Origin of the sequence: Xanthobacter sediminis, from assembly GCF_043195015.1 — a bacterium.
In the GTDB taxonomy this organism is placed as follows: Bacteria; Pseudomonadota; Alphaproteobacteria; order Rhizobiales; family Xanthobacteraceae; genus Xanthobacter.
Genome location: NZ_JBAFWH010000002.1, coordinates 121774 through 145533 on the forward strand (window position 1 = coordinate 121774; position 23760 = coordinate 145533).

The 23760-nt window shown below is 68.9% G+C and carries 19 protein-coding genes; 14 read left to right on the forward strand and 5 right to left on the reverse strand.

The window, feature by feature from the left end; translation table 11 throughout:
- The first annotated feature begins 101 nt into the window (after positions 1-101).
- Positions 102-1253: an efflux RND transporter periplasmic adaptor subunit gene (locus V5F61_RS02560; RefSeq protein WP_393987194.1), complete on the forward strand. Its 1152-nt coding sequence runs from the start codon at positions 102-104 to the stop codon at positions 1251-1253.
- A 4-nt stretch (positions 1254-1257) separates the two neighbouring features.
- Positions 1258-4413, forward strand: coding sequence for an efflux RND transporter permease subunit (locus tag V5F61_RS02565; RefSeq protein ID WP_393987195.1), 3156 nt, complete (start codon positions 1258-1260; stop codon positions 4411-4413).
- A gap of 50 nt (positions 4414-4463) precedes the next feature.
- Here V5F61_RS02565 and ppk2 read toward each other — a convergent pair whose 3' ends face one another.
- Entirely contained in the window at positions 4464-5231 is a 768-nt protein-coding gene (ppk2, locus tag V5F61_RS02570; protein ID WP_393987451.1) for a polyphosphate kinase 2, read from the reverse strand.
- Between the two features lie 240 nt (positions 5232-5471).
- Entirely contained in the window at positions 5472-5957 is a 486-nt protein-coding gene (locus V5F61_RS02575) for a hypothetical protein (protein WP_393987196.1), read from the reverse strand.
- A 561-nt stretch (positions 5958-6518) separates the two neighbouring features.
- Between V5F61_RS02575 and V5F61_RS02580 the strand changes: the two genes are divergently transcribed.
- On the forward strand, positions 6519-7358 hold the full coding sequence (locus tag V5F61_RS02580) for a MipA/OmpV family protein (RefSeq protein WP_394103997.1): 840 nt from the start codon (positions 6519-6521) through the stop codon (positions 7356-7358).
- Positions 7359-7598: 240 nt separating this feature from the next.
- Here V5F61_RS02580 and V5F61_RS02585 read toward each other — a convergent pair whose 3' ends face one another.
- Together V5F61_RS02585 and V5F61_RS02590 are read right to left on the reverse strand one after the other, a co-directional pair.
- Entirely contained in the window at positions 7599-7952 is a 354-nt protein-coding gene (locus V5F61_RS02585; protein WP_393987198.1) for a hypothetical protein, read from the reverse strand.
- On the reverse strand, positions 7949-8794 hold the full coding sequence (locus V5F61_RS02590; RefSeq protein ID WP_393987199.1) for an AAA family ATPase: 846 nt from the start codon (positions 8792-8794) through the stop codon (positions 7949-7951). Before V5F61_RS02590 ends, V5F61_RS02585 begins: the two co-directional genes overlap by 4 nt.
- A 433-nt stretch (positions 8795-9227) precedes the next feature.
- Between V5F61_RS02590 and dksA the strand changes: the two genes are divergently transcribed.
- Positions 9228-9644 (forward strand): RNA polymerase-binding protein DksA, encoded by a 417-nt coding sequence (gene dksA / locus V5F61_RS02595; protein WP_393987200.1) that lies wholly within the window; start codon positions 9228-9230, stop codon positions 9642-9644.
- A 165-nt stretch (positions 9645-9809) separates the two neighbouring features.
- On the opposite strand, the gene V5F61_RS02600 is transcribed toward dksA, so the two are convergent.
- Positions 9810-12050, reverse strand: a complete 2241-nt coding sequence (locus tag V5F61_RS02600; RefSeq protein WP_394103998.1) for a flagellar biosynthetic protein FliO — start codon at positions 12048-12050, stop codon at positions 9810-9812.
- Positions 12051-12248: 198 nt separating this feature from the next.
- Between V5F61_RS02600 and V5F61_RS02605 the strand changes: the two genes are divergently transcribed.
- The 10 genes from V5F61_RS02605 (at position 12249) to V5F61_RS02650 (ending at position 23731) form a co-directional block, all read left to right on the forward strand.
- A complete protein-coding gene (locus tag V5F61_RS02605; RefSeq protein ID WP_393987202.1) occupies positions 12249-15182 on the forward strand; it encodes a hybrid sensor histidine kinase/response regulator in 2934 nt (977 codons plus the stop codon).
- A gap of 91 nt (positions 15183-15273) precedes the next feature.
- Positions 15274-15981: a hypothetical protein gene (locus V5F61_RS02610; RefSeq protein WP_393987203.1), complete on the forward strand. Its 708-nt coding sequence runs from the start codon at positions 15274-15276 to the stop codon at positions 15979-15981.
- A gap of 596 nt (positions 15982-16577) precedes the next feature.
- Positions 16578-18089, forward strand: coding sequence for a DUF3300 domain-containing protein (locus tag V5F61_RS02615; protein WP_393987204.1), 1512 nt, complete (start codon positions 16578-16580; stop codon positions 18087-18089).
- A 415-nt stretch (positions 18090-18504) separates the two neighbouring features.
- On the forward strand, positions 18505-18870 hold the full coding sequence (locus V5F61_RS02620) for an NADH-quinone oxidoreductase subunit A (RefSeq protein WP_393987205.1): 366 nt from the start codon (positions 18505-18507) through the stop codon (positions 18868-18870).
- Positions 18861-19445, forward strand: coding sequence for a NuoB/complex I 20 kDa subunit family protein (locus tag V5F61_RS02625; RefSeq protein WP_393987206.1), 585 nt, complete (start codon positions 18861-18863; stop codon positions 19443-19445). The genes V5F61_RS02620 and V5F61_RS02625 overlap by 10 nt, the downstream gene beginning before the upstream one ends.
- A 30-nt stretch (positions 19446-19475) precedes the next feature.
- Complete coding sequence (locus V5F61_RS02630) at positions 19476-20084, forward strand: NADH-quinone oxidoreductase subunit C (protein WP_393987207.1); 609 nt, start codon at positions 19476-19478, stop codon at positions 20082-20084.
- 11 nt (positions 20085-20095) lie between these two features.
- The gene (locus V5F61_RS02635; RefSeq protein WP_393987208.1) at positions 20096-21316 is read left to right on the forward strand and encodes an NADH-quinone oxidoreductase subunit D; all 1221 of its coding nucleotides are present in this window, start codon (positions 20096-20098) and stop codon (positions 21314-21316) included.
- 78 nt (positions 21317-21394) lie between these two features.
- Positions 21395-22057: an NADH-quinone oxidoreductase subunit NuoE gene (gene nuoE / locus V5F61_RS02640; RefSeq protein WP_393987209.1), complete on the forward strand. Its 663-nt coding sequence runs from the start codon at positions 21395-21397 to the stop codon at positions 22055-22057.
- A gap of 5 nt (positions 22058-22062) precedes the next feature.
- Positions 22063-23358, forward strand: coding sequence for an NADH-quinone oxidoreductase subunit NuoF (gene nuoF / locus V5F61_RS02645; protein WP_393987210.1), 1296 nt, complete (start codon positions 22063-22065; stop codon positions 23356-23358).
- A gap of 4 nt (positions 23359-23362) precedes the next feature.
- The gene (locus tag V5F61_RS02650) at positions 23363-23731 is read left to right on the forward strand and encodes a bleomycin resistance protein (protein ID WP_393987211.1); all 369 of its coding nucleotides are present in this window, start codon (positions 23363-23365) and stop codon (positions 23729-23731) included.
- Positions 23732-23760 lie beyond the last annotated feature (29 nt).

A 23760-nucleotide genomic window follows, 5' to 3' on the forward strand; every position in this document is an offset into this window, starting at 1 on the left:
CTTCAAACCTGTCCAAACCGTAATTGGACCTGCCCGAAGGAGTGGCGTTGCATCGCGGCGACATCGGGGCCGGGTGGCCCGGGGGCGGGATCGAGGGTGGTATGACGACAGACGGGCGAAGGCGCGGCGGGCGGGTCCTCGTGGCGGTATTCTGCCTCGCGGCGGCGGGAGCCGGCGTGTGGGCGTGGCAGGAGAAGCCATGGGCCACAAAGGCACCCGCCGGCGCGGCGGAGGCGCAGCCCCGCGCTACGGCAGTGCTGGTCGCTCGCGCGGCGCGCAAGCCGATGCCGGTGCGCGTGGAGGCGCTCGGCACCGTCGAGGCCATGGTGACGGTTCCCATCCGCTCCCGCGTTGCCGCGGAGGTGGACAAGGTGGGCTTCCAGGACGGCGCCGTGGTGGCGGCCGGTGACCTGCTGTTCGTGCTCGATTCCCGTGTCATCGACGCGCAGATCAGCCAGGGCGAGGCCACCCTGGCCAAGGACCGCTCGCAGCTCGACAAGGCGCGGCGCGACGTGGAGCGCTATTCGAGCCTCGTCACCCGCAATGCCGTGTCCCAGGTGCAGGTGGAGGACGCCAAGACCACCGCCGACATGCAGCAGGCCACCGTGGCGCAGGACGAGGCCAACCTGCACGCCCTCAAGGTGCAGCGCGGCTATTACGAGATCCGCTCGCCGGTCAGCGGGCGCATGGGCGTCTCGGCGGTGCGTGCCGGCGCGGTCATCAAGGCCGACGACACCCTCGCCACCGTGCGCCAGCTCAAGCCCATCTATGTCGCCTTCGGCCTGCCCGAGCGCTACCTCACCGAGGTGCGCCGGGCCGATGACGCCCATGTGGCCATCACCCTCCAGGGCTCGGGCGAGACCATCTCCGGCGGCAAGGTGGCGGTGATCGACAACACCGTCGACCCGCAGACCGGAACCATCACCGTGCGCGCCGTGTTCCCCAACGAGGACGAGCGCCTGTGGCCCGGCACCCTCGGCGCCGTCACCGTGACGCTGCGGGTGGAGGAAAATGCCGTCACCATTCCCGGCGAGACGGTGCAGGTGGGCCAGGACGGTTCGTTCGTGTTCGTGGTGGAAGACGGGCTCGCGCGCGTGCGGCCGGTGACGGTGGCCCGTACCGTGGACGGGGAGGCGGTGATCGCCAAGGGGCTCGACGGCACGGAGACTGTGGTCACCGACGGCCAGCTCGCCCTGCGCAACGGCAGCCGGGTGAACGTCAAGCGGCCCGCCGCTCCGGCCACGGGGAGCTGAGGCCATGCTCGCGGAACTGTGCATCCGCCGGCCGGTGATGACCACGCTGCTGATGCTGGCGCTGGTGGTGGCCGGCCTGTTCGCCTATCGCCAGCTTCCCGTCGCCGCGCTGCCGCGGGTGGACTTCCCCACCATCACCGTCACCGCGACCCTGCCCGGCGCCAGCCCGGAGACCATGGCGACGGCGGTGGCCACGCCCATCGAGCGCCAGCTTGCCACCATCGCCGGCATCTCCTCGCTCACCTCGTCGAGCACCCAGGGCTCGACCTCCATCACCGTCCAGTTCGACCTGAACCGCGACATCGACGCCGCCGCGCTCGACGTGCAGTCCGCCCTTTCCGTGGCGCAGCGCCAACTGCCGGACGAGATGACCACGCCGCCGAGCTTCCGCAAGGTCAATCCCGCCGACGCGCCGGTGATTCTGCTCGCCATCTCCTCGGGCACGCTGCCCCTCTCGGCCGTGAACGAATATGCGGACACGCTGATCGGCCAGCAGATCTCCCAGCTTCCCGGCGTGGCGCAGGTGCAGATCTACGGCAGCCAGAAATATGCGGTGCGCATCCGCGTGGACCCGGCGGCGGCCGCGGCGCGCAACATCTCGGCATCCGATATCCAGGGTGCGGTGCAGGCGGCCGCCTCCAACACGCCCATCGGCGTGCTCTCCGGCCCCAAGCAGACCTTCACCATCGACATGGGCACCGCCAGCGCCAGCGCGGACCAGTTCCGCCGGCTGGTGGTGGCCTGGCGCAACGGCGCCCCGGTGCGGCTCGACGAGATCGCCCGCGTCAGCGACGGGGTGGAAAACGAGCGCGTGGCGAGCTGGTTCAACGACGACCGCGCCATCATCGTCGCCGTGGTGCGCCAGCCCGATGCCAACACCGTGGCCGTGGTGGACGAGGTGAAGAACCACCTGCCGGCCTTCCGCGCGCAGCTTCCCGCCTCGGTGGACATCAACGTTCTGATGGACCGCTCCACCTCCATCCGGGAGGCGGTGGCGGATGTGCAGAAGACCCTGTTCGAGGCCATCGTCCTCGTGGTGCTGGTGATCTTCCTGTTCCTGCGGAACGTGCGCGCCACCATCGTGCCGTCGCTGGCGCTGCCGCTGTCCATCATCGCCACCTTCGCGGCCATGTGGCTGTTCGGCTACTCCATCAACAACATGACGCTGCTGGCGCTCACCTTGTGCGTGGGCTTCGTGGTGGATGACGCCATCGTGGTGCTGGAGAACATCTACCGGCACATGGAGGAAGGGGTGAAGCCGTTCCGCGCCGCCATCATCGGCTCGCGGGAGATCGGCTTTACCATCATCTCCATGACGCTCTCGCTGGTGGCGGTGTTCATCCCCGTGCTGTTCATGGGCGGGGTGGTGGGGCGCATCTTCCGCGAGTTCGCGGTGACCATCTCGGTGGCCATTCTGGTCTCGGGCTTCGTCTCGCTCACGCTCACGCCCATGTTGTGCGCCCGCGTGATGAAGGCACCGGACCACGCGCGCCGGCCGAGCCTGTTCTTCCGCGTGACAGAGCGCATGTTCGACGCTTGGCTCGGCGCCTACCGGGTGGCGCTGGATGTGGTGCTGCGGCACCGTTTCCTGATGCTGCTGGTGACGTTCGCGACCATCGGCCTCTCGGCCTATCTCTACGTCATCATTCCCAAGGGCTTCTTCCCGCAGGAGGACAACGGCTTCATCACCGGCACGGTGGAGGCCGCCACCGATACCTCCTTCGACGCTATGGTGGAGCGCCAGCGCCAGGTGGCGGACGTGGTGCGCCAGGACCCGAGCGTCGCCTATCTGGTCTCCACCGCCGGCGCCACGGGGTCGAGCCGCACCACCAACACCGGCCGCCTCTTCGTCGCCCTGAAGCCGCGCGACGAGCGGGCCCTTTCCGCCAACGGCGTGATCCAGGAGCTGCGCAAGCGCGTGGCGCAGGTGCCGGGCGTGCGGGTGTTCTTCCAGCCGGTGCAGAACATCTCCGTGGGCGGGGTACAGTCCAAGAGCCAGTTCCAGTTCACCCTGCAGAGCTCGGATTCGAAGACCCTCTACGAGGCCGCCCAGCGCATGGAGGCGGAAATCGCCAAGCTGCCGGGCCTGCGGGACGTGACGAGCGACCTGCAGATCACCAATCCGCAGCTCACCATCGACCTGGACAAGGACAAGGCGGCCGCCCTCGGCATCACCGAGCAGATGCTGCGCGACGCCCTCTACACCCAGTTCGGCACCCGGCAGGTGGCGACCCTCTATACCGACACCAACCAGTATTCCATCATCGCCGAGGCGCAGCCCCGCTTCCAGAAGGATGCGGCCGACCTCTCGCGCGTGTACCTGCGCACCGCTTCCGGCGCGGTGGTCCCCATCGAGACGGTGGCCGACATCCGCCGCACGGTGGGCCCGCTCCAGGTGGCGCACCAGCAGCAGCAGCCCGCCGTCACCGTCTCCTTCAACCTCGCGCCCGGCACCTCCCTCGGCCAGGCGGTGGCGGAGATCGGCGAGGCGACGCGGGTGGCCGACCTGCCGGCCAGCATCATCACCGGCTTCCAGGGCACGGCGCAGGTGTTCCAGGATGCGCTGGGCAACCAGGTGCTGCTCATCCTGGCGGCGGTGCTGGTCATCTACATGGTGCTGGGCGTGCTCTACGAGAGCTTCATCCACCCGCTCACCATCCTGTCCGGCCTGCCCTCAGCGGGCATCGGCGCGCTCATCACGCTGATGGTGGCGGGCATGGAGCTTTCGGTGATCGCCATCATCGGCATCATCATGCTGGTGGGCATCGTGAAGAAGAACGCCATCATGATGATCGACGTGGCCCTGGAGCGCCGTCGCGCCGGCCTCAGCGCCCATGATGCCATCCGCACCGCGGCCCTGCTGCGCTTCCGGCCCATAATGATGACGACGCTGGCGGCCATCTTCGGTGTGCTGCCCATCGCCCTCGGCGCGGGCGCCGGGTCGGAGCTGCGCCAGCCGCTGGGCGTGGCGGTGGTGGGCGGCCTGCTGGTGTCGCAGATGCTCACGCTGTTCATCACGCCGGTGGTCTATCTCTATCTCGACCGGCTCGACCAGGTGGTGCACCACGCCATCTCCGGCCGCCACGCGCAGGAGGAGGCGGCCGATGCCGCCGCCGAAGCCGCCGCCCAGGCGCGCAAGCCGCGCGCGGCCGCGGAATAGTGCGGCGGGGCGGCGTCGAAGCCGCCCCATTCATCTCAGAGCGTTCCGGCTCAGAAGCGTTCCGGCACCGTGCGGAAGGGGCGGTCGGAGGGCTCGTAGCCGTGGGGCTTGTCGCGCTTCGGCAGCTTCACCTTTTCGTGCGGAACTTCCTCGTAGGGGATCTTGGAGAGAATGTGGGAGATGACATTGAGCCGTGTGCGCTTCTTGTCATCGGAATGCACCACGTACCAGGGCGCCCACTCGGTGTCGGTGGCGGCGAACATCTCGTCCCGCGCGCGGGAGTAGTCGTACCAGCGCGAATAGGACTCGAGGTCCATAGGCGAGAGCTTCCAGACCTTCCGCGGATCGTCGATGCGGCTCTCCATGCGGCGGGTCTGCTCGTCCTCCGAGACCTCCAGCCAGTATTTCAGCAGGATGATGCCGGATTCCGCCATGGCCTTCTCCACCAGCGGGGTGCCCATGAGGAACTTCTTCGCCTGGTCCTCGGTGCAGAAGCCCATGACCCGCTCCACCCCGGCGCGATTGTACCAGGAGCGGTCGAAGATCATGATCTCGCCCGCCGCGGGGAAGTGGGGCACGTAGCGCTGGATGAACATCTGCGACTTCTCCCGCTCGGTGGGCGGGGGCAGGGCGACCACGCGGAAGATGCGTGGGCTCACACGTTCCAGAATGGCCTTGATGACGCCACCCTTGCCGGCGCCGTCGCGGCCCTCGAACACGATGCAGACCTTGGCGCCGGTCTGCTTCGCCCAGAGCTGGAGCTTCACCAGCTCGGCATGCAGATCCTTCAGGTGAGCCTCGTAGGCCTTGCGCTTCATGCGCTCCGGCGGGCCTGGCTCCGCCAGCGCGGCGGCGTCCTGCGGGGCGTCGCTTCCATCGGGGCGGGCGGTGTCACCTCCGGTGTTGGCGTCCTCGGCCTTGCCCTTGCCGTGCTTGTCCTTCCTGTCCTTGCTCATGGCGGTGCTCCTTGGGCTGTGTCGTCGTTTCGCCACGGCGTGCCCCTCCGGCGGGCGGTGCCGGCTGGAGGGGGCGTCGGCTTCGCGGATGCGCGGGCGCCCTCAGGCCCAGCTGAGGAAGAAGCCCACGTCGCCCGGCATGCCGTTGGGCCAGTCCACGATCATGGCCTTCAGCTTGTAGTGGCCCTGGCGCAGGTGGTCGCGCCACAGCTCGAAGGCCTGGCGCGGCCGGCCGGTGAGGGTGTCGGGCCAGCCCTCCTCGGCGTTGTTGATGGCGCGTCCCTTGTCCGTGCACAGGGTATTGGGGAAGCGCATGACCATGATTTCGGTCTCGCCGCGCTGGGCGGCCAGCTTCATCTTGTTGATGAGGTTCTGGGCGATGCCGTGCAGCACGTCGGGGGTCAGGTCGAGGGGCGCGGAGAGGGTCTTCACCAGCTCTGCCCTCGCTTGCTCCTCCCGGTCCATGGCGGCAAGCTCCTTGCTGAGCTTCGCCTGTTCCAGCTCCTGCATGTAGTGCCGCAGGTCGTCTGCCGACATGAAGCTCTCGTCGCCCAGGGTGGCATGCTGCTCGGTGGCTGCTCCGGTCATGACAAAATCCTTCTGACGCGAGGTGGGGGAACACGCTGCAGAACCATCCTGTAGCGGAGGCGCGGCGGCGGCTTTACGGCATGTCAACCATCAACGGCGAAAGCGCCACCGCTCCGTGGCGGTAGGGCATGTATAGAAGGTTCGAGAGTACCTCGATTTTCATCGTTGCAGGCCGCATGGCTAGGCCGGGCTGCGGTCTCGCCCAGTCATGGCGCGTCTTTCCCTCCCTGGGCGTGCTGCTATTCCGGCTGCGCGGAAGCTGTTTCGCCGATGGCCGAGGGATTGTACTTCCGGAGAACTCGGCCGGGGAAGAGCGTCCCACGAGTTTGCCGCGGGAATGATGCCTCTGGCCGCTCCGCAAGGTCCGCGCGCCGGCGGTGATGGGCGGGGACGGAATGGCAGTGCTATTTTTGCAACCACGAATGAACATGATGCGGCTAGATTTCCCGCTCCGCACTGCGCGATGGCCTCGGCTGATTCGAGGCGCGCTGGAAGCGGGCTGCCGGCCGGTTGTTTCCTGCCGGCGGAAGCGCAGGTCAGCGTGCTCATTCGAGGTGTTTCATGGCGGTGTTCGGGCGGGGTCTCATCACGGCGTGTCTTGCGCTCTGCGCCACCGGGGGCGCCATGGCGGGGGACCTTGCGTCGGGGTCGTCCGCCGCGCCGCGGGCCACCATCGAGGACTGGTACCTCACCCTCGGCGTCTCCGGCCGCCTGGAGCCGGATTATCCCGGCTCCGGCAGCTACACCGTCCGGCCCGGTGCCATCTTCTCCATTTCCAAGGCGAGCCAGCTCAACGTCTTCCGCAGCGTGGACGACAATCCCTCCATCGCCTTCCTGGATACCGGGACCTTCCGCCTGGGCGCCGTGGGTCGGCTCGACTGGGGGCGGGACGAGGACGCCTCCGACCGGCTGACCGGCATGGGCGACATCGGCATGGGCGTGGAGGCCGGCGGCTTCGCCGAGTGGTACGCGTTCGACTGGCTGCGCCTGCGCGCGGAGCTGCGCTACGGCATGGGCAGCTTCTCCGGCGTCGCCGGAGATCTTGCGGCTGATTTCATCTACACCCTGGACCGCTGGCGCTTCGCGGTCGGGCCGCGCCTTTCCTACGCCGGCTCCGGCTACATGGAGACGTACTTCGGCATCACGCCGCTGCAGTCGCTTACCGCCACCGCCATGGGCAATCCGCTGCCGGTGTATCAGGCGGGTGGAGGCTTCGATCTCGTCGGCGTCACCGGCCAACTCACCTACAATTTCCGCAACGGCTTCGAGGCGGGCGTCTACGGCGGCTACGGCTACCTGCTCGGCGATGCCGGCGACTCCCCGCTCACCACCGACCGCGGCCAGTTCCGCACCGGCGTCTCGCTGAGCTATACCTTCAACATCGGCAAGGCCTGGTGGTGAGCCGGGCGGTCGTGCGCCGCGCCTGATAAGGCGCTTCTCGCCTTCGTCCGAGCTTCGGGGTGATCCGGCCGCGCGTCTCCACGCCAAAGGGGAGGGCAAGGCCTCGGGCTTTGCCACGGCGGATCAGCGGGGGCCGGACGTCTCTTCCGGCACCCGAGCGCTGGCCTTTCAATTCCCGTGAAGGCCGGAGAGGGGTGCTTCCCAGGCGGATGGGCCCCTTCCCGGTGAGGTTCTCGGGCGCTATCCCTGCCGACCGCCGTGGCCGCTGCCGTCGCGATCCGGCGCATGATCGCCGCCTTTCTCTTCCCCTGCGTCCGACCGATGGCTGGCGCCATAGCCGATGATGAGGGCGCCGCCCGCGGCAGCGGCCGCCGCGCCTGCGGTGCTGCTTGCGGAGGATTCGGCGGCGGGGGCGGGCGTCTCCGAATCGGTATCGCGGGCGAGGCCGAAGTCGGCCGCGGGCTCGGATACCTCAGCGGTGGGGGCGCGCGACGGTGCCTCGGTCCCGCGGCGGCGGCGCACCAGGGCGAAGAACAGCGCGATGGGCACCAGCGCCACCAGCAGCGGCAGGATGATGGAGGCGTCCACCGTCAACGGCCCTCGCGACGGGCGAGGAAGGCGAGGCGCTCGAAAAGGTGCACGTCCTGCTCGTTCTTCAGAAGCGCGCCGTGGAGCGGGGGGATGGCCTTGCGCAGGTCCTGCGCGCGCAGGGTGTCGGCGTCCACGTCCTCGGCCATGAGCAGCTTCAGCCAGTCGATGAGCTCGGATGTGGAGGGCTTCTTCTTCAGGCCGGGCACCTCGCGCAGCTCGTAGAACAGGCGCAGCGCCTCGCTCACCAGCCGCTGCTTGATGCCGGGGAAGTGCACCTCCACGATGGCGCGCATGGTCTCGGCGTCGGGGAAGCGGATGTAGTGGAAGAAGCAGCGGCGCAGGAAGGCGTCGGGCAGCTCCTTCTCGTTGTTGGAGGTGATGATGACCACGGGGCGCCGGCGCGCCTTCACCTGCTCGCCCGTCTCGTAGACGTGGAACTCCATGCGGTCGAGTTCCTGCAGCAGGTCGTTGGGGAACTCGATGTCGGCCTTGTCCACCTCGTCGATGAGCAGCACCGGCCGCTCGTCGGCGGCGAAGGCGCTCCAGAGCTTGCCCTTGCGGATGTAGTTGGCGATGTCGTGCACCTTGGGATCGCCGAGCTGACTGTCGCGCAGGCGTGCGACGGCGTCATACTCGTAGAGTCCCTGCTGGGCCTTGGTGGTGCTCTTCACGTGCCATTCGATGAGCTGCGCGCCCAGGGCCTGGGCCACTTCCTGGGCCAGCACCGTCTTGCCGGTGCCGGGCTCGCCCTTCACCAGCAGCGGACGCTCCAGGACGATGGCGGCGTTGACCGCGACCTTGAGGTCGTCGGTGGCGACATAGCTCTCGGTGCCCTCGAAACGCATGGACGCTCTCTTCCTCGTTGGGCCGGCGGGCCTTCCCTGTCCGGGCGCACGGCCGTGCGTCGCGGGGACGCAGTGGCCGCGCGCGCAGCCGGTGGTTGCGGCGGCATTGCGACGACGCAGGCCATGGGCGAAGGCGCCGAAGCCGCTGCTGCGCTGCGGCAGGGTCGGCAGGGGCGGGGACTTCGTCAAGCCCCGTCGCGATGTGCGCCCGATCGGGGCCGCTGGCAATGACAGTTGTCGTGGGCGGACGGCGTCGATATAAGCGCGGCGACCTTGGAGCGTCATTCCTGCCGGGAAAGGTCGCCTCGCCGCGCTTGATGGTGGGACGCCGCTCCAGTTCGTCGACGGGGCAGGCTTTGCCGCATCTGCCGGAGGCCGGGCGGGCGGATCCTGTACCGCGGGGATCAACGACGCTTTTTTGAGGACATGGCTGATGTCGATCCAACTCGACGAGGACTATCGGCCCCGTGAGGACGAGCCCTTCATGAATGACAGGCAGCGGGAATATTTCCGGCTGAAGCTGTTGCGCTGGAAGGACGATATCCTGCGGGAAGCGCGTGAAACCCTGCAGCACCTTCAGGACGAGAACCAGAACCATCCCGACCTCGCCGACCGGGCGTCGTCGGAGACCGACCGCTCCATCGAGCTGCGGGCCCGTGATCGCCAGCGCAAGCTGATCTCCAAGATCGATGCCGCCCTCCAGCGGATCGAAGACGGGAGCTACGGCTATTGCGAGGACACCGGAGAGCCGATCTCGCTCAAGCGGCTGGAAGCGCGTCCCATCGCCACCCTTTCGGTGGAGGCGCAGGAGCGGCATGAGCGTCGCGAGCGGGTGTATCGCGACGATTGACGCTCGGGTTCGCGAGCGTCGGGCGGTTCCCTTTGCCAGGCGGCGGGGTGCTGCCAAGCGCACCACGGACGAAAAAGCCGGCCCCGAGACATCGGGGCCGGCTTTTTTCTTGATCCGCTCTCTTCGGAGCGGGGAGCAGGGCCTTGGCCCGCTCCCCGGAGCCGGTCATCGCGAGGACGGCGTGCGGCCCAGCAAGGTCGCCATCTCCGCATCGAACTCGTCCAGGAAGCCGGCATCGTCGTCTGCGGCTTTTTTCTCTTCGGCCGGCGCTGCGGCCGGCTTGGTGATGGTCGCGTCGGGGACCATCCTGGGCAGGACATCGGCAAGCGGTCCCGCTTCGGCCGGGCGGGCGGAAAGCACGGGCTCACGCACCACGCGGACGGGCTCGGTCGCGCGGCTCGGCAGGGTGGTGACCTCGGGCGCCTTGCGCGCCGGCTCCTCCGGATGATCCGCGCGCCGGGTGGCACGCAGCCAGCCGTCGGAAAACAGCTCCCGCGCCTTGGCGCGGGCGGTCGTCTCCGCAGGGGCGTCATTCGGGGAGGTCGCTTCGTCCGAAAGGAAGCGTGCGTAGTCGGCCGAGGCCGCTCCGGCGCGGGCCTTCGGCTCCACACGCGGCGCCGTGGCTTCAGCGTGGCGCGGGGGCACCACGATGCGGGGCTGTTCAGCCGGAGCGGCGACGGGCGTATTCACCTCGGCGGCGGCGCCCTCAATGTCCTCGAGGAGGTCGGACAGGGAGAGACGCAGGCTGTCGTCCTGCGGGCGGGCGAGCGCGGCATCGAGGCGCTGCGCCATTTCCCGCAGCTGCGGCTCCACGGCCGCGTGGGGGCGCACTTCAGGCGCGGCATCCAGGCGCGCAGCAGGCCGGAGGGCGGGGTGGGCCGGCGCCTCCACCACAGGGGCAACGGCGGGTGCTGCGCGGTCCAGAGCCGAAACCTCCAGCGCGGCAGCCATCTCCGCCGCGATCTGATCGGCGAGCGCATTTTCCGCAGCCCTTTCGGCCGCCGCCTTCTCTGCAGCGGCACGCTCCGCTGCCACCTTCTCTGCGGCTGCCTTCTCGGCCGCCGCCTTTTCCGCAGCGGCGCGTTCCGCTGCCGCCTTCTCTGCGGCTGCCTTCTCGGCCGCCGCCTTTTCCGCAGCGGCGCGTTCCGCAGCTGCCTTTTCCGCGGCAGCCTTTTCGGCCGCCGCCTTTTCCGCAGCGGCGCGTTCCGCAGCTGCCTTTTCCGCGGCAGCCTTTTCGGCCGCCGCCTTCTCCGCAGCGGCGCGCTCCGCTGCTGCCTTTTCGGCCGCGGCGCGTTCCGCAGCGGCTTTTTCCATGGCTGCCTTTTCGGTGGCAGCCTTCTCTACAGCGGCTTTGCGGGCTGCTGCCTTTTCGCTTTCTCCCGCGCCGGCGAAGGGCGCTTCAGCCGCATCGGTGCCCTTCACACCCGGTCGCCCGGTCCCCAGCAGGAGGGCGAGACCGCGCTTGGCGGCATCCTCGGACAGGCGGGGCTGGATGGCGGCGGGCTCGGGCGCGGCTTCCTCCGAAACCAGCCGGTCGGCCTCCTGCAGCAAGGCGGCGACCCTGCGATCGATCCGCTTGATGGTCTCGGCGGCCTCGCGCTTCTGGTCGTCGGGGAGCGCGGGCAGGCGCTGGCGCAGGGCTGCGGCCTGGGCCTTGCGACGGTCGGCCGCCAGACGCAGCTCGTCGGCGCGTTCCTGCGGCGTCTTGTCCGCGGTGGCAACCGTGGGTTCCGCGGCGGGCCTGGGCTCCGGCGCAGGGGCGCGGGCCGTCACCCGCTGCGGCGGGCGTCCGGCGGCATATTCTTCCTCAGCTGAGGCTTCGGCATCGACAGGTGCGGCCGGCCGCTCCACCGCAGGGGGCTCCACCGGTGCCGGGCGGCGCTGGATCTCGGGCATGCGAGGCGGCATGCGGGGCTCGGCGGCCGGAGCCGAGAGCGCGGCCGCCGGAGCGGCGGCAGCCAGGGCCTCAGCCTGCGGGGTGGGCGGAAGCTGAGTCTTCTCGCGGGCCGCGTCCGGCCGCGGCGCGGCCAGCGGTGCCTTCGCGGCGGAGGGCACGGAGCGCTGGGCCTCCCGCTCGATCGGGGTGGCGGGGCGCGCGGGGGCGGCGGCTCGGCTGCCGTTGATGTTCTGTTCCACCACCACGTCGTTGCTGCCGCCGGTGAGCAGCAGGTGCTCCACATCGTCGCGGCGCACCAGCACGAGCCGGCGGCGCGGATCGAGGGAGATCGCGTCGACGATGGAGAGGCGGGGGCCGGGGCGTCCGCGTCCGGCGGCTCGTCCCGGCATGCCGGCGCCCAGCCTGCGCATCACGAAGACGGTGATGCCGAGCAAGGCGGCGATCACGACTACGGAGATCGCGAGGCGAACCGAAAAATCGAGCTCCGCGCCAAACAACTGCTGTAACATCACGCCTCCGTCGCGCAGCCTTCGGGGTTTCGAGTCATAGCGGGCGGATGACTCTGCGTCTGCATGTTAAGGCTCACCACTTAAGCATTTGTTGATAATCATGGCAGGATTTCAGTCGGTGACGAATCTGCGCGTATGCATGTGCGGCTGCGCGGGGAGCGGACCGGTGCCTCGGCGCGGAAGAAAAAAGGGTGTGCGATGAGCAAGACGAATGCGGCGGGGCACGCACCCCGGTCGACCGCCCGGGCGCGTCTCGGTGGCCAGGCGCTGCGCACAGTGGCCCTGGCTGGCGTCGCCCTCCTGGCGTCGGCGTCGGCTGCGGTGGTGGCCTATACGGGCGCGGCCGGCCCGTTCCTGTCAGGGCTGATCGGCGGCTTTGCCGTGTTCGGCGCGCTGTGGGCGCTCCTGCGGCTGTGGAAGGGGCTGAACGGCGAGGCCGAGACCGGCGAGGTCGCGAAGCCGGCGGTGGTCGCCGATTCCGCGGATGCCATGGCCGTGGTGGAGGATGGCGAGCGGGTGGTGGAGGCCAACGCCGCCTATCGCGCCATGTGCCGCAACGAACGCGGCGAGCCCCCGAGCCCGGAACGTTTCCTCTCGCGGGTGCCCGGCACCCAGGCCGCCATGTCCGAGCTGCTCAACGCGGTGGCGGACGGCAAGGCCTTCACCCGCCGCATCAGCTTCGATTCCGGCAGCGGCGGCCGGCAGATCGAGATTTCCGTGCAGCCCCTCGACAGCCGGCGCCGGGTGCTGTGGAGTCTTCGCGTCATAGAGGCGCAGGAGGCGGCCAGCCCCGCGGCCGCGCCGGTGGCTGCCGCATCCGCCGGCACGTCCCAGGCCGGCCCTGTCGCACCGGCCTCCGCTGGCGCATCTCAGGCCCCTGCCGCCGCTTCGGCGTCCGCGGCATCCCGGGCTGCACCCGCCGCACAGGCTTCGGCGCCGGTCTCCGCAGCCGCGGCGCCGGCGCCCGCCACGCCCAGGGCCGCAGCACCAGGCGTGGCGACGGACAGCAGTCCGCGCGTCGGTCCCGAAGGCGCTGTCGGGGCTGCGTCCGTTGCAACGACGGTCAGCAAGGTCCCTGAGCCGTCTGTTGCGAAATCTCCGCCGCAAACTGCCAAAGCGCCGCCGGTTGCAGCGCCGCCCGCCGCCAAGGCGGCAGCCGCGCGCCCCGCGGAGGCGGTGGTGGAGGCCGCACCGCCTGCCGCGCTCGACGAGGAAACCGCCGCCGCCCTGCTGGAGGCGTGGGAGCGCGCGCCGGCCGGCGTCGCCCGCTTTGGCCGTGAGAAGGTAGGGCTGGCCAACGCCAGCCTGTGCCGCCTGCTCGGCTACAGCCTGGCCGAATGGCCGGTGGAGGGCATGGCGCTCCAGGAGGTGGTGGCGCCTGCTCATGTTTCCTACCTGCGCGGCGCGCTCGGCGCCGGGCGTGGCCCGGCGAGCCTGGAGCTGGACCTGACCCGCAAGGACGGGCGCGCTCTCGCGGTGTTCATGCGCCTCGGCGTGTGCGATGCCGCCGGCGAGGCCACGGCCATCATCCTGCCGCGCTCGGTGCTGTCGGCTTCCGGCGCGGCTCCGGCGGCGCCGGCCACCCAGCCCACCCCCGCGTCCGCACCGGCGCGGGCCGCGGGCGATGTGGACCGCTTCTTCCTGCGGGCGCCGGTCGCGCTCGCGCTGCTGGATGCCCAGGGCCGCATCCGCGCCGCCAACGCGGCCTTCGCACGCCTGTTCGGCCCTGATGCCGCAGCGGCCGGCAAGCCCCTGCGCGCGGTTATCTCCGAGCGCGACGCTGCGGCGGTGGACGCCTTCCTGGGCGAGGCGCGCTCCGGCGCGCAGCCGTCGGGCTCGTGTGACGTCACGGCCACGGGGGCCGGCGGTCGCTCCGCCCGGCTCTATGCGGCGCCGCTGGGCGTGGCGGCGGGGCCGGGGGACGACATCGCCCTGTGCGCCATCGATACCTCCGAGCAGAAGGCCCTGGAGGCGCAGTTCGCCCAGTCCCAGCGGCTGCAGGCGGTGGGGCACCTCGCCGGTGGCGTGGCGCACGACTTCAACAACGTGCTCACCGCCATCATCGGCTATTGCGACCTGCTGCTGGCCAAGCACCGGCCGAGCGATCCGTCCTTCCCGGACATCATGCAGATCAAGCAGAACGCTAACCGCGCTGCGGCCCTGGTGCGCCAGCTGCTCGCCTTCTCGCGGCGGCAGACCCTGCGCCCCCAGGCGGTGGAGCTCACGGACGTCATCTCCGACGTGTCCGAGCTGCTGCGGCGCCTCATCGGCGAGCGCATCACGCTGGAGGTGCAGCACGCGCGCGACCTGTGGCCGGTGAAGGTGGACGTGAACCAGTTCGAGCAGGTCATCGTCAACCTGGTGGTGAACGCGCGCGACGCCATGCCCGACGGCGGCACGCTGACCGTGCGCACGGCCAACGTGCCGGCCGGCGCCTGCGCTGCCTACGGCGCCGGCAACCTCGCCCCCGCCGACTATGTGGTGGTGGAGGTGGAGGACACCGGCACCGGCATTCCGCCGGACATCATCGACAAGATCTTCGAGCCCTTCTTCTCCACCAAGGAAGTGGGCAAGGGCACCGGACTCGGCCTTTCCACCGTCTACGGCATCGTGCAGCAGACGGGCGGCACCATCCTGGCGGCCAGCGAGCCGGGCAAGGGCAGCGTGTTCCGGGTGTTCCTGCCGCGCTATGTGCCCTCCGAGGAAGCCGAGCCCCAGCGTGCGGCGGAGCCGGAAGTGAAGATGGGCGATTCCACCGGGCAGGGTCGCATCCTGCTGGTGGAGGACGAGGACGCGGTGCGGGCCTTCGCCAGCCGCGCCCTCTCCGCGCGCGGCTACGAGGTGCTCACCGCCGCCAGCGGCGTGGAGGCGCTGGAATTGCTCGCCAAGGGCGGACAGCCGGTGGACCTCGTCATCTCCGACGTGGTGATGCCGGAGATGGACGGGCCGAGCCTGCTCAAGGAGCTGCGGGCGCGGGACCCGGCCATGAAGGTCATCTTCATCTCCGGCTACGCGGAGGAGGCGTTCGCCCGCAACCTGCCGCCCTCGGAGCACTTCGCGTTCCTGCCGAAGCCGTTCTCGCTGAAGCAGCTGGTGGCGGCGGTGAACACCGCCATGCGCGGCGGGGAATAGCCCCCTGCCGCCGGATGGGCTGCCTCCTTCCCGTTGGGCGAAGAAAGGCGGCGGCCTTTCTTCGCCCAACGGGAAGGAAACGGTCCCGTCCATGCTTTCGCCCGCCCCGCGCGCTGCCATTGCCGCGCTTCTCGCCGCCACCGTGGTCGGTGCCATGATCCCATCCGCGCGGGCCTTCGAGCCGCCGCCCGTCACCGTCTGGCCCGACAGTGTTCCTGCGCGGCTCGCGGCCCTCGCGCTGCTGGAGAGCCTGAACGCCGAGCTCCTGAGCCACCCCAGCGCGACGCTCACGCTGGACCGCTGGTGCGCGGCCCACCGGCTGGCGCCCGAGGGCACGAGGATCGTGGCCGAGCGTGGTCCGGGGGCGGAAAAGCCCGCCGATGACGCCGTGCGGCAGGCACTGCGGGCCGGGCCGCAGGAGCGGATCGCCTATCGGCGGGTGCGCCTGCGCTGCGGCGAGAGGGTGCTTTCGGAAGCCGACAACTGGTACCTCCCCGCGCTGCTGACGGAGGAGATGAACCACCGGCTCGAAACCACTGACACCGCCTTCGGGCGGGTGGTGCAGCCCCTCGATTTCCACCGTCGGACCCTGTCCGCCACGCTGTTGTGGCAACCAATGCCCGAGGGGTGGGAAATGGGCGCCGCCATGCCGACGGCGTCCGGTACGCCGCTTTCGCCGCCCGCCCACGTGCTGGAGCACCGCGCCGTGCTGACCCTGCCGGACGGTACGCCCTTCAGCGCGCTGGTGGAGACCTACACCCGCGGCGTGCTCGATTTTCCCTGGCCAGTCCTCCCCTAACGGCAGTCGGCCCAACCGCGCGGGCCGAATTCCGCGCAACTCCGCATGGACTTGGAACCCGCCTCAACCTAGGCTTGGCCGCAACGGTATCTGGCGGGAGGATGGCCATGGGGCGGGGCAGGCGTTCCGGGCTTGATGTAAGAAGACGCGAGGGGCTCGCCGGCTGGTCGCGGATCGCGGTGGCGCTGGTGTTCGGCTGGTCGTCGACGGTTGGGCCGGTCTTGGCGCAGACACCTCCTGCGCCACCTGCGCCGGAATCGGTGCCGAGCACGGTGCCGGCGGCCGCTGGATCCGCGCCCGAGGCTGCTCCTGCGGGCGTGGCGCCGTCACCCGTGCAGCCCGCCGCCGGCGTATCCACCTCGGATGGGGAAGCTGCGACGCCGAGCCAGGGAACGGCTCCGGCCGCTTCCACCCCCGAGGCGCCCGGAGCGCCTGCCGCCGCCGTTCCGGCATCACCCGGGCTGGAGGCGGCGCCTGTGGCCGCCTCAGCTCCGGCGGCGCCTGCTCCTGTGGCGGGAAACGCGGCCCCGCCGCCGCCGCCCGCGCCGGAGCAACTGCCTGTGTCCGGACAGGCTCCGCCCGCGTCGGGCGGGGCCGTGCAGCCCGCGAATCTCTACACTGTGGCGGAGCTGGAAAAGCTGCTCGCGCCCTACGCCCTCTATCCCGATCCGCTGCTGGCGCAGCTGCTGCCCGCCACCACCTTCCCGCTGCAGATCGTCCAAGCGGCGCGCTGGCTGGAGAAGCACAAGAAAGCGGTGGCGAAGGGCGATTTCTCCGGCGTCGATGACCAGAGATGGGACCCCACGGTGAAGGCGCTGGCGCGCTTTCCCGAGGTGGTGAGGAAGCTCGACAAGGATCTGGAGGCCACCACCGCCATCGGCTACGCCTTCGCCAACCAGCCGGAGGACGTTTCCGTCGCCATCCAGGCCCTGCGCGCGAAGGCGGAAGCGGCCGGCAACCTCCAGACCACGCCCGAGCAGGTGGTCACCACCCAGCGCGGCAGCGATGGGGGCGGTGCCCGCACGATTTACATCACCCCGGCGCAGCCGGACGTGGTCTATGTGCCGCAATACGACTACTCCAGCATCTACAACACGGCGGGCCTCGGGCTTTTGGGCTTTGGCGCGGGTGTGCTGGTGGGCAGCGCCTGGAACAATTCCTGGAACTGGGGCGGCGGCTGGGTTTATCCGCCGGTGTGGCCGGGCTATCCGGGATGGCGTCCGCCGCGTCCGGGTCCCTGGCCCGGCCCCGGGCCTCGTCCTCCGGGACCGGGCCCCTGGCCGCGCCCACCCGGTCCGTGGCCGCGTCCGCCAATCCCCGGCCCGGCTCCGATTCCCGGCCCTGGCGGCGGCCTTAAGCCTTGGCGTCCCGGCCCGGGCCATGTGCCGGGTGGCCCAGGTTATCCGGGACGGCCCGGCTATCCGGGCGGGCCCGGCAAGCCCGGCTTGCCGGGGGGGCCCGGTCTCCCCGGTGGTCCGGGTTATCCCGGCGGCGGCTCCGGAGGGTCTGGGGGTCCGGGCCCCGGCATCGGTCCCGGGTTTCCCGGCGGCCCCGGGTATCCGGGAAGGCCCGGTGGCCCTGGCGGTCCCGGTATCGGCCCTGGGCGTCCTGGTCGCCCCGGTGCCGGTGTCAGCCCCGGCTTTCCCGGCGGTGCTGGCGGCCCTGCCTATCCAGTCCGTCCAGGAAAGCCCGGTCGGCCGGGCGGTCCCGGCATGCCCGGGGGGCCGGGTTATTCCGGCGCCGGCCCTGGCTTACCCGGAGGTCCAGGGGGGGCGGGCGCGCGTCCACCTCGTCCCGGGGGCCCTGGCATGAAGCCGTCGCCCGGCCAGCCGAGCTTTGTGCGTCCGCCGCACATCAGCCCGCCCCAGCTGCGCACGCCGCAGTTCAACAGGCCGAATGTACGGCCGCCGCAGATGGGCGGCCCGCAGACGGGAGGCCCCAAGGTGCGCGGCTCGCAGATGCGCCCGCCCAAGGGCGCCGGTTACGGCATGGCGCCAGGGCGCGGCGGGGGGCCGACTCAGTTCCGTCCTCCGCCGCGTGTTGGCGGCCCTGGCGGGCCGAAGATGCCGCCGCGCGGGGGGCGGCCCATGCCCATGGGTGGCCGCTGAGGCTTCTCCTAGCGCGCTCACCCGGGCGGCGGCGTTGCCGCCCGGGTGATTCCCTGCAGGATCCTTTCTGCAGCCATGAATTCGCCGCAGCTCTCAGGGTCACCGGGTGCTTCGGCGGGTCCGCAGAACGCCGGCGGCCGCACTTTTTGCCGCCGGTTTTCGGCTCCTGCCGTGGGAAATTTGTTGTCTGTGTGCCGCTGCGTACCAGTGCCTTCGAATGATGCGGAAGCATTGTGACTGCAAGACTTTCCGTGGCTCTGCCCGTGCCCTCCGGGGCACGTTCTCCACCGAAGCGCGCACTTGCCTCGCATCTGGGGGTGGGCTAAGGCTGCGGCGTGTTTCGAACTTCTCCAACCGAGGCCGGCGCGGTAGCTCCTTCCAGTCTGCCGCCCATGCGTCCCGAGGTGCGGGCAACATGAACGCCTTGCTCATGGATTATCTGCCGGTGGTGATCTTCATCGGCGTGTCGCTGGTGATCGGGCTTGCGCTGCTCGTGTCGCCTTTCCTCGTGGCCTACAGCAATCCCGATCCCGAGAAGCTGTCGGCTTACGAGTGCGGCTTCAACGCCTTCGATGATGCCCGCATGACTTTCGACGTGCGGTTCTACCTGGTGTCGATCCTGTTCATCATCTTCGACCTCGAGGTAGCGTTCCTGTTCCCGTGGGCGGTGACCTTCGGCGGGCTGGGCGACCTTGGCTTCTGGTCCATGATGATCTTCCTCGGCATTCTCACCGTCGGCTTCATCTACGAGTGGCGCAAGGGAGCTCTGGAATGGGACTGACCCCTTCTGCGGCCAAGCCGGAAATCGCAGCGGCCCCCAAAGGCATCATCGACCCTTCTACCGGCAAGCCGGTGGGCGCGACCGATCCCTTCTTCAAGGAAGTCAACGCGGAGCTTGCCGACAAGGGCTTCCTGCTCACGACGGCTGACGACCTCATCACTTGGGCGCGCACCGGCTCGCTTATGTGGATGACCTTCGGTCTCGCCTGTTGTGCCGTGGAGATGATGCAGGTTTCCATGCCGCGCTACGACGTGGAGCGCTTCGGCTTTGCCCCGCGCGCTTCGCCGCGCCAGTCGGACGTGATGATCGTCGCGGGTACGCTGACCAACAAGATGGCCCCGGCCCTGCGCAAGGTCTACGACCAGATGCCGGAGCCGCGCTACGTCATCTCCATGGGCTCGTGCGCCAATGGCGGCGGCTATTACCATTATTCCTATGCGGTGGTGCGTGGCTGCGACCGCGTGGTGCCGGTGGACATCTATGTGCCGGGCTGCCCGCCCACTGCGGAGGCGCTGCTTTACGGCGTGCTGCTGCTGCAGAAGAAGATCCGCCGCATCGGCACCATCGAGCGCTGAGGCTTGAGGGCTCAGGACGGGATTGTTGAGATGGACGAGACCCTGAAAGATCTGGCCGCTCACATCGCTGGCGTCCTCTCGGGCGCGGTGAAGGGTTGGCAGGTCGCCTTCGGTGAGCTCACCCTCGAGGTGGAGCCGGCCCAGATCGTGAAGGTGGCCACTTTCCTGCGCGACGATCCGGCGTGCCTGTTCCACTGCATCGTGGATGTATGTGGGGTCGACTATCCGGAGCGCGAGAAGCGCTTCGACGTGGTTTATCATCTTCTTTCGCTCAAGCAGAACCTGCGCATCCGTCTCAAGGTGCAGACGGATGAAGAGGGGCCGGTGCCGTCCATCTGTGGCGTGTTTCCGGGCGCCAACTGGTTCGAGCGCGAGGCTTATGATCTTTACGGCATCCTGTTCACCGGGCATCCCGAGCTGCGTCGCCTGCTGACGGACTACGGCTTCGACGGCTACCCGCTGCGCAAGGATTTCCCCACCTCCGGCTTTGTCGAGGTGCATTATGACGACGAGCTGAAGCGCGTCGTCTACGAGCCGGTGCGTCTTGCGCAGGAGTTCCGTAACTTCGACTTCCTCTCGCCATGGGAGGGCGTGGAATACGTCCTGCCGGGCGACGAGAAGGCATCGAAGGCCGGCTGAGGGAGCGAACGATGGCACAGGAACTCGCAACCGACGTCGAAGAGCTGAAGCCGGCCGACAAGGTCCGCAACTTCAAGATCAATTTCGGCCCGCAGCATCCCGCGGCCCATGGCGTGCTGCGCATGGTGCTCGAGCTGAACGGCGAGGTGGTGGAGCGGGTGGACCCGCACATCGGCCTTCTGCATCGCGGTACCGAGAAGCTCATCGAATCCAAGACCTACATCCAGGCCGTGCCCTATTTCGACCGGCTGGATTACTGCGCGCCCATGAACCAGGAGCACGCCTACTGCCTGGCGGTGGAAAAGCTCCTGGGGATCGAGGTGCCCAAGCGCGGCCAGCTTATCCGCGTGCTGTATTCCGAGATCGGGCGCCTGTTGTCGCACATTCTCAACGTCACCACGTTCGCCATGGATGTGGGCGCGCTGACGCCGCCGCTGTGGGGGTTCGAGGAGCGCGAGAAGCTCATGATCTTCTATGAGCGAGCCTCTGGCAGCCGCATGCATGCCGCCTATTTCCGTCCTGGCGGTGTCCATCAGGACCTGCCGCGGGCGCTGGTCGAGGATATCGGCACCTTCTGCGAGACCTTCCCCAAGGTGCTCGACGATCTGGACCGCCTTGTCACGGGCAACCGTATCTTCAAGCAGCGCACCGTCGACATCGGCAATGTATCGCTGGAGGACGCGCTGGCCTGGGGCTTCTCGGGTGTGATGGTGCGCGGCTCTGGCGCGGCCTGGGATCTGCGTCGTGCCCAGCCCTACGAATGCTATTCGGAGCTTGAGTTCGACATTCCCGTGGGTGTCCACGGTGACTGCTACGACCGCTACGTGGTGCGCATGGAAGAGATGCGCCAGTCCACCAAGATCATGAAGCAGTGCGTGGAGCGATTGCTGAAGGAAGGTGGGCCGGTTTCCACTTCCGACGGCAAGGTCTCCCCGCCTTCGCGGCGGGAGATGAAGCGCTCCATGGAAGCGCTCATCCACCACTTCAAGCTTCACACCGAGGGCTTCCATGTTCCGGCGGGCGACGTTTACGCCGCGGTGGAGGCGCCGAAGGGCGAATTTGGCGTGTATCTCGTGTCGGACGGGACCAACAAGCCGTACCGCTGCAAGATCCGCGCTCCCGGTTTTGCGCACCTGCAGGCCATGGATTTCCTCTCGCGCGGCTACATGCTAGCCGACGTGTCGGCCATCCTCGGCTCGCTCGATATCGTGTTCGGCGAGGTGGACCGCTGATGTCCCGCCCTTCCGCCATCTGCCCCGTGCGTGAGCGCCGCTGTGCGGCCGGCTCCGCCGCTGGCCTGGAGGTCTGAGATGACCGTTCGTCGCCTTGCTGCCGAGCAGCCCGAGAGCTTCGCCTTCACCCCCGAGCTGGAGGCAATCGCGAGCGCGCTCATCGCGAAGTACCCGGAGGGGCGCCAGGCGTCGGCCGTTGTTCCGTTGCTGTGGGAAACGCAGAAGGCTGCTGGCGGCTGGCTGCCGGAGCCGGCACTGCGCGCTGTGGCAGACCGTCTGGGTATGGCCCATATCCGCGTGCTGGAGGTAGCCACCTTCTACACGATGTTCAATCTTGCGCCGGTGGGGAAGTATTTCGTGCAGCTCTGCGGCACGACCCCCTGCATGCTGCGCGGTTCGGACGACCTCAAGGTGGTGTGTCAGCGCCGGATCGGCGACCAGGGGCACGTCTCTGCCGACGGCACCTTTTCTTGGCTTGAGGTGGAGTGCCTCGGTGCCTGCACCAACGCGCCCATGGTCCAGATCAACGATGACTTTTTCGAGGATCTCACGCCTGAGAGCCTGGAAAAGCTGCTGGATGATCTTGCTGCCGGTCGCCCTGTGAAGGTTGGGCCGCAGAATGGCCGTCACGGCTGCGAGCCCATCGGCGGGCCGATCGCGCTCACCGATCCCGCCATCTATGCGCCGCGGCCGAAGCAGGAGGAGACCTCCTCCGCTCCTGCACCGGCCGCCGGGGAGTGATGACCATGCTCGCCGACAAGGACCGCATCTTCACGAACCTCTACGGCCTGCAGGACTTCAGCCTGAAGGGCGCCATGTCGCGCGGCCACTGGGATGGCACCAAGGCCATCCTGGAAAAGGGGCGTGACTGGATCATCAACGAGATGAAAGCCTCCGGCCTGCGCGGCCGTGGTGGCGCCGGCTTTTCGACCGGCCTCAAGTGGTCGTTCATGCCCAAGCAGTCGGATGGGCGGCCCCATTATCTGGTGGTGAACGCGGACGAGTCCGAGCCCGGCACCTGCAAGGACCGCGAGATTCTGCGCAACGATCCGCACACGCTGATCGAAGGCTGCCTGATCGCCTCCTTCGCCATGGGCGCGCACGCGGCCTACATCTATGTGCGTGGCGAGTTCATTTATGAGCGCAAGCGCCTGCAGCAGGCCATCGACGAGTGCTATGCCGCTGGCCTCCTCGGGAAAAACAACGTCCACGATTATCCCTTTGATCTCTATGTGCACCACGGCGCCGGTGCCTACATCTGCGGTGAGGAAACGGCGCTGCTGGAGAGCCTTGAGGGCAAGAAGGGCATGCCGCGGCTGAAGCCGCCGTTCCCCGCCAACATGGGCCTCTATGGTTGCCCTACCACGGTGAACAACGTGGAGAGCATTGCGGTGGCGCCCACCATTCTGCGGCGGGGCGCGTCGTGGTTCTCATCCATCGGCCGGCCGAACAACGTAGGCACGAAGCTCTACGGCATTTCCGGACACGTGAACAAGCCGTGCGTGGTGGAGGATGCCATGGGCATCACCTTCCGCGAGCTCATCGAGAAGCATGGCGGCGGCGTGCGGGGCGGTTGGGACAATTTGCTCGCCATCATCCCCGGCGGTGCCTCGTGCCCGGTGGTTCCTGCGGAGCAGTGCGAAGAGCTCATTATGGACTTTGACGGCCTGCGTGCCGTGAAGTCGTCCTTCGGCACCGCAGGCGTGCTGGTGATGGACAAGTCCACGGACATCGTGAAGGCCATTGCGCGCATCTCGTATTTCTTCAAGCACGAGAGCTGTGGCCAGTGCACGCCCTGTCGCGAGGGCACGGGCTGGATGTGGCGCGTGGTGAACCGCATGGCGGAGGGGCGCGCCCACAAGCACGAGATCGACATGCTGCTGGAGGTGACGACCCAGATCGAGGGTCACACCATCTGCGCGTTGGGAGATGCCGCGGCGTGGCCGGTGCAGGGGCTCATTCGTCACTATCGTCATGTGATCGAAGAGCGCATCGAGCAATATGCGGCCAATCCGCATCCGCACCCGGTGGCTGCGGAATGAGGTGATGGGCCGCATCACCCAGCTGTGCCCCACCTTCGCCGCCGCAGATCCGCAGGCGGCGGCAGAGTGGTATCGGGACCGGTTGGGATTTGTGGTGAAATTCGTGATGGACGGCTACGCGATCGTAGGCCGGGACGATGTGGAGTTTCATTTTTGGCGGTGCGCCGACCGGGCGATCGCGGAAGCCACGTCGGCCTACGTAAGGGTGGACGACATCGACGCCATGCACGCGGAATTCGCGGGCGCGGCGGAAGGCGGGCGCATCTCTCCGGTCGCGGACCGGGAATGGGGGATGCGCGAGTTCTATGTCTGGGACCCGGACGGCAATCTCTTGCGGTTCGGTGTTCCGGTGGCCGCCGCGGAGGCGGCCTGAAGCAGGGTCCGCGCCGGGCGCGGCAAGAG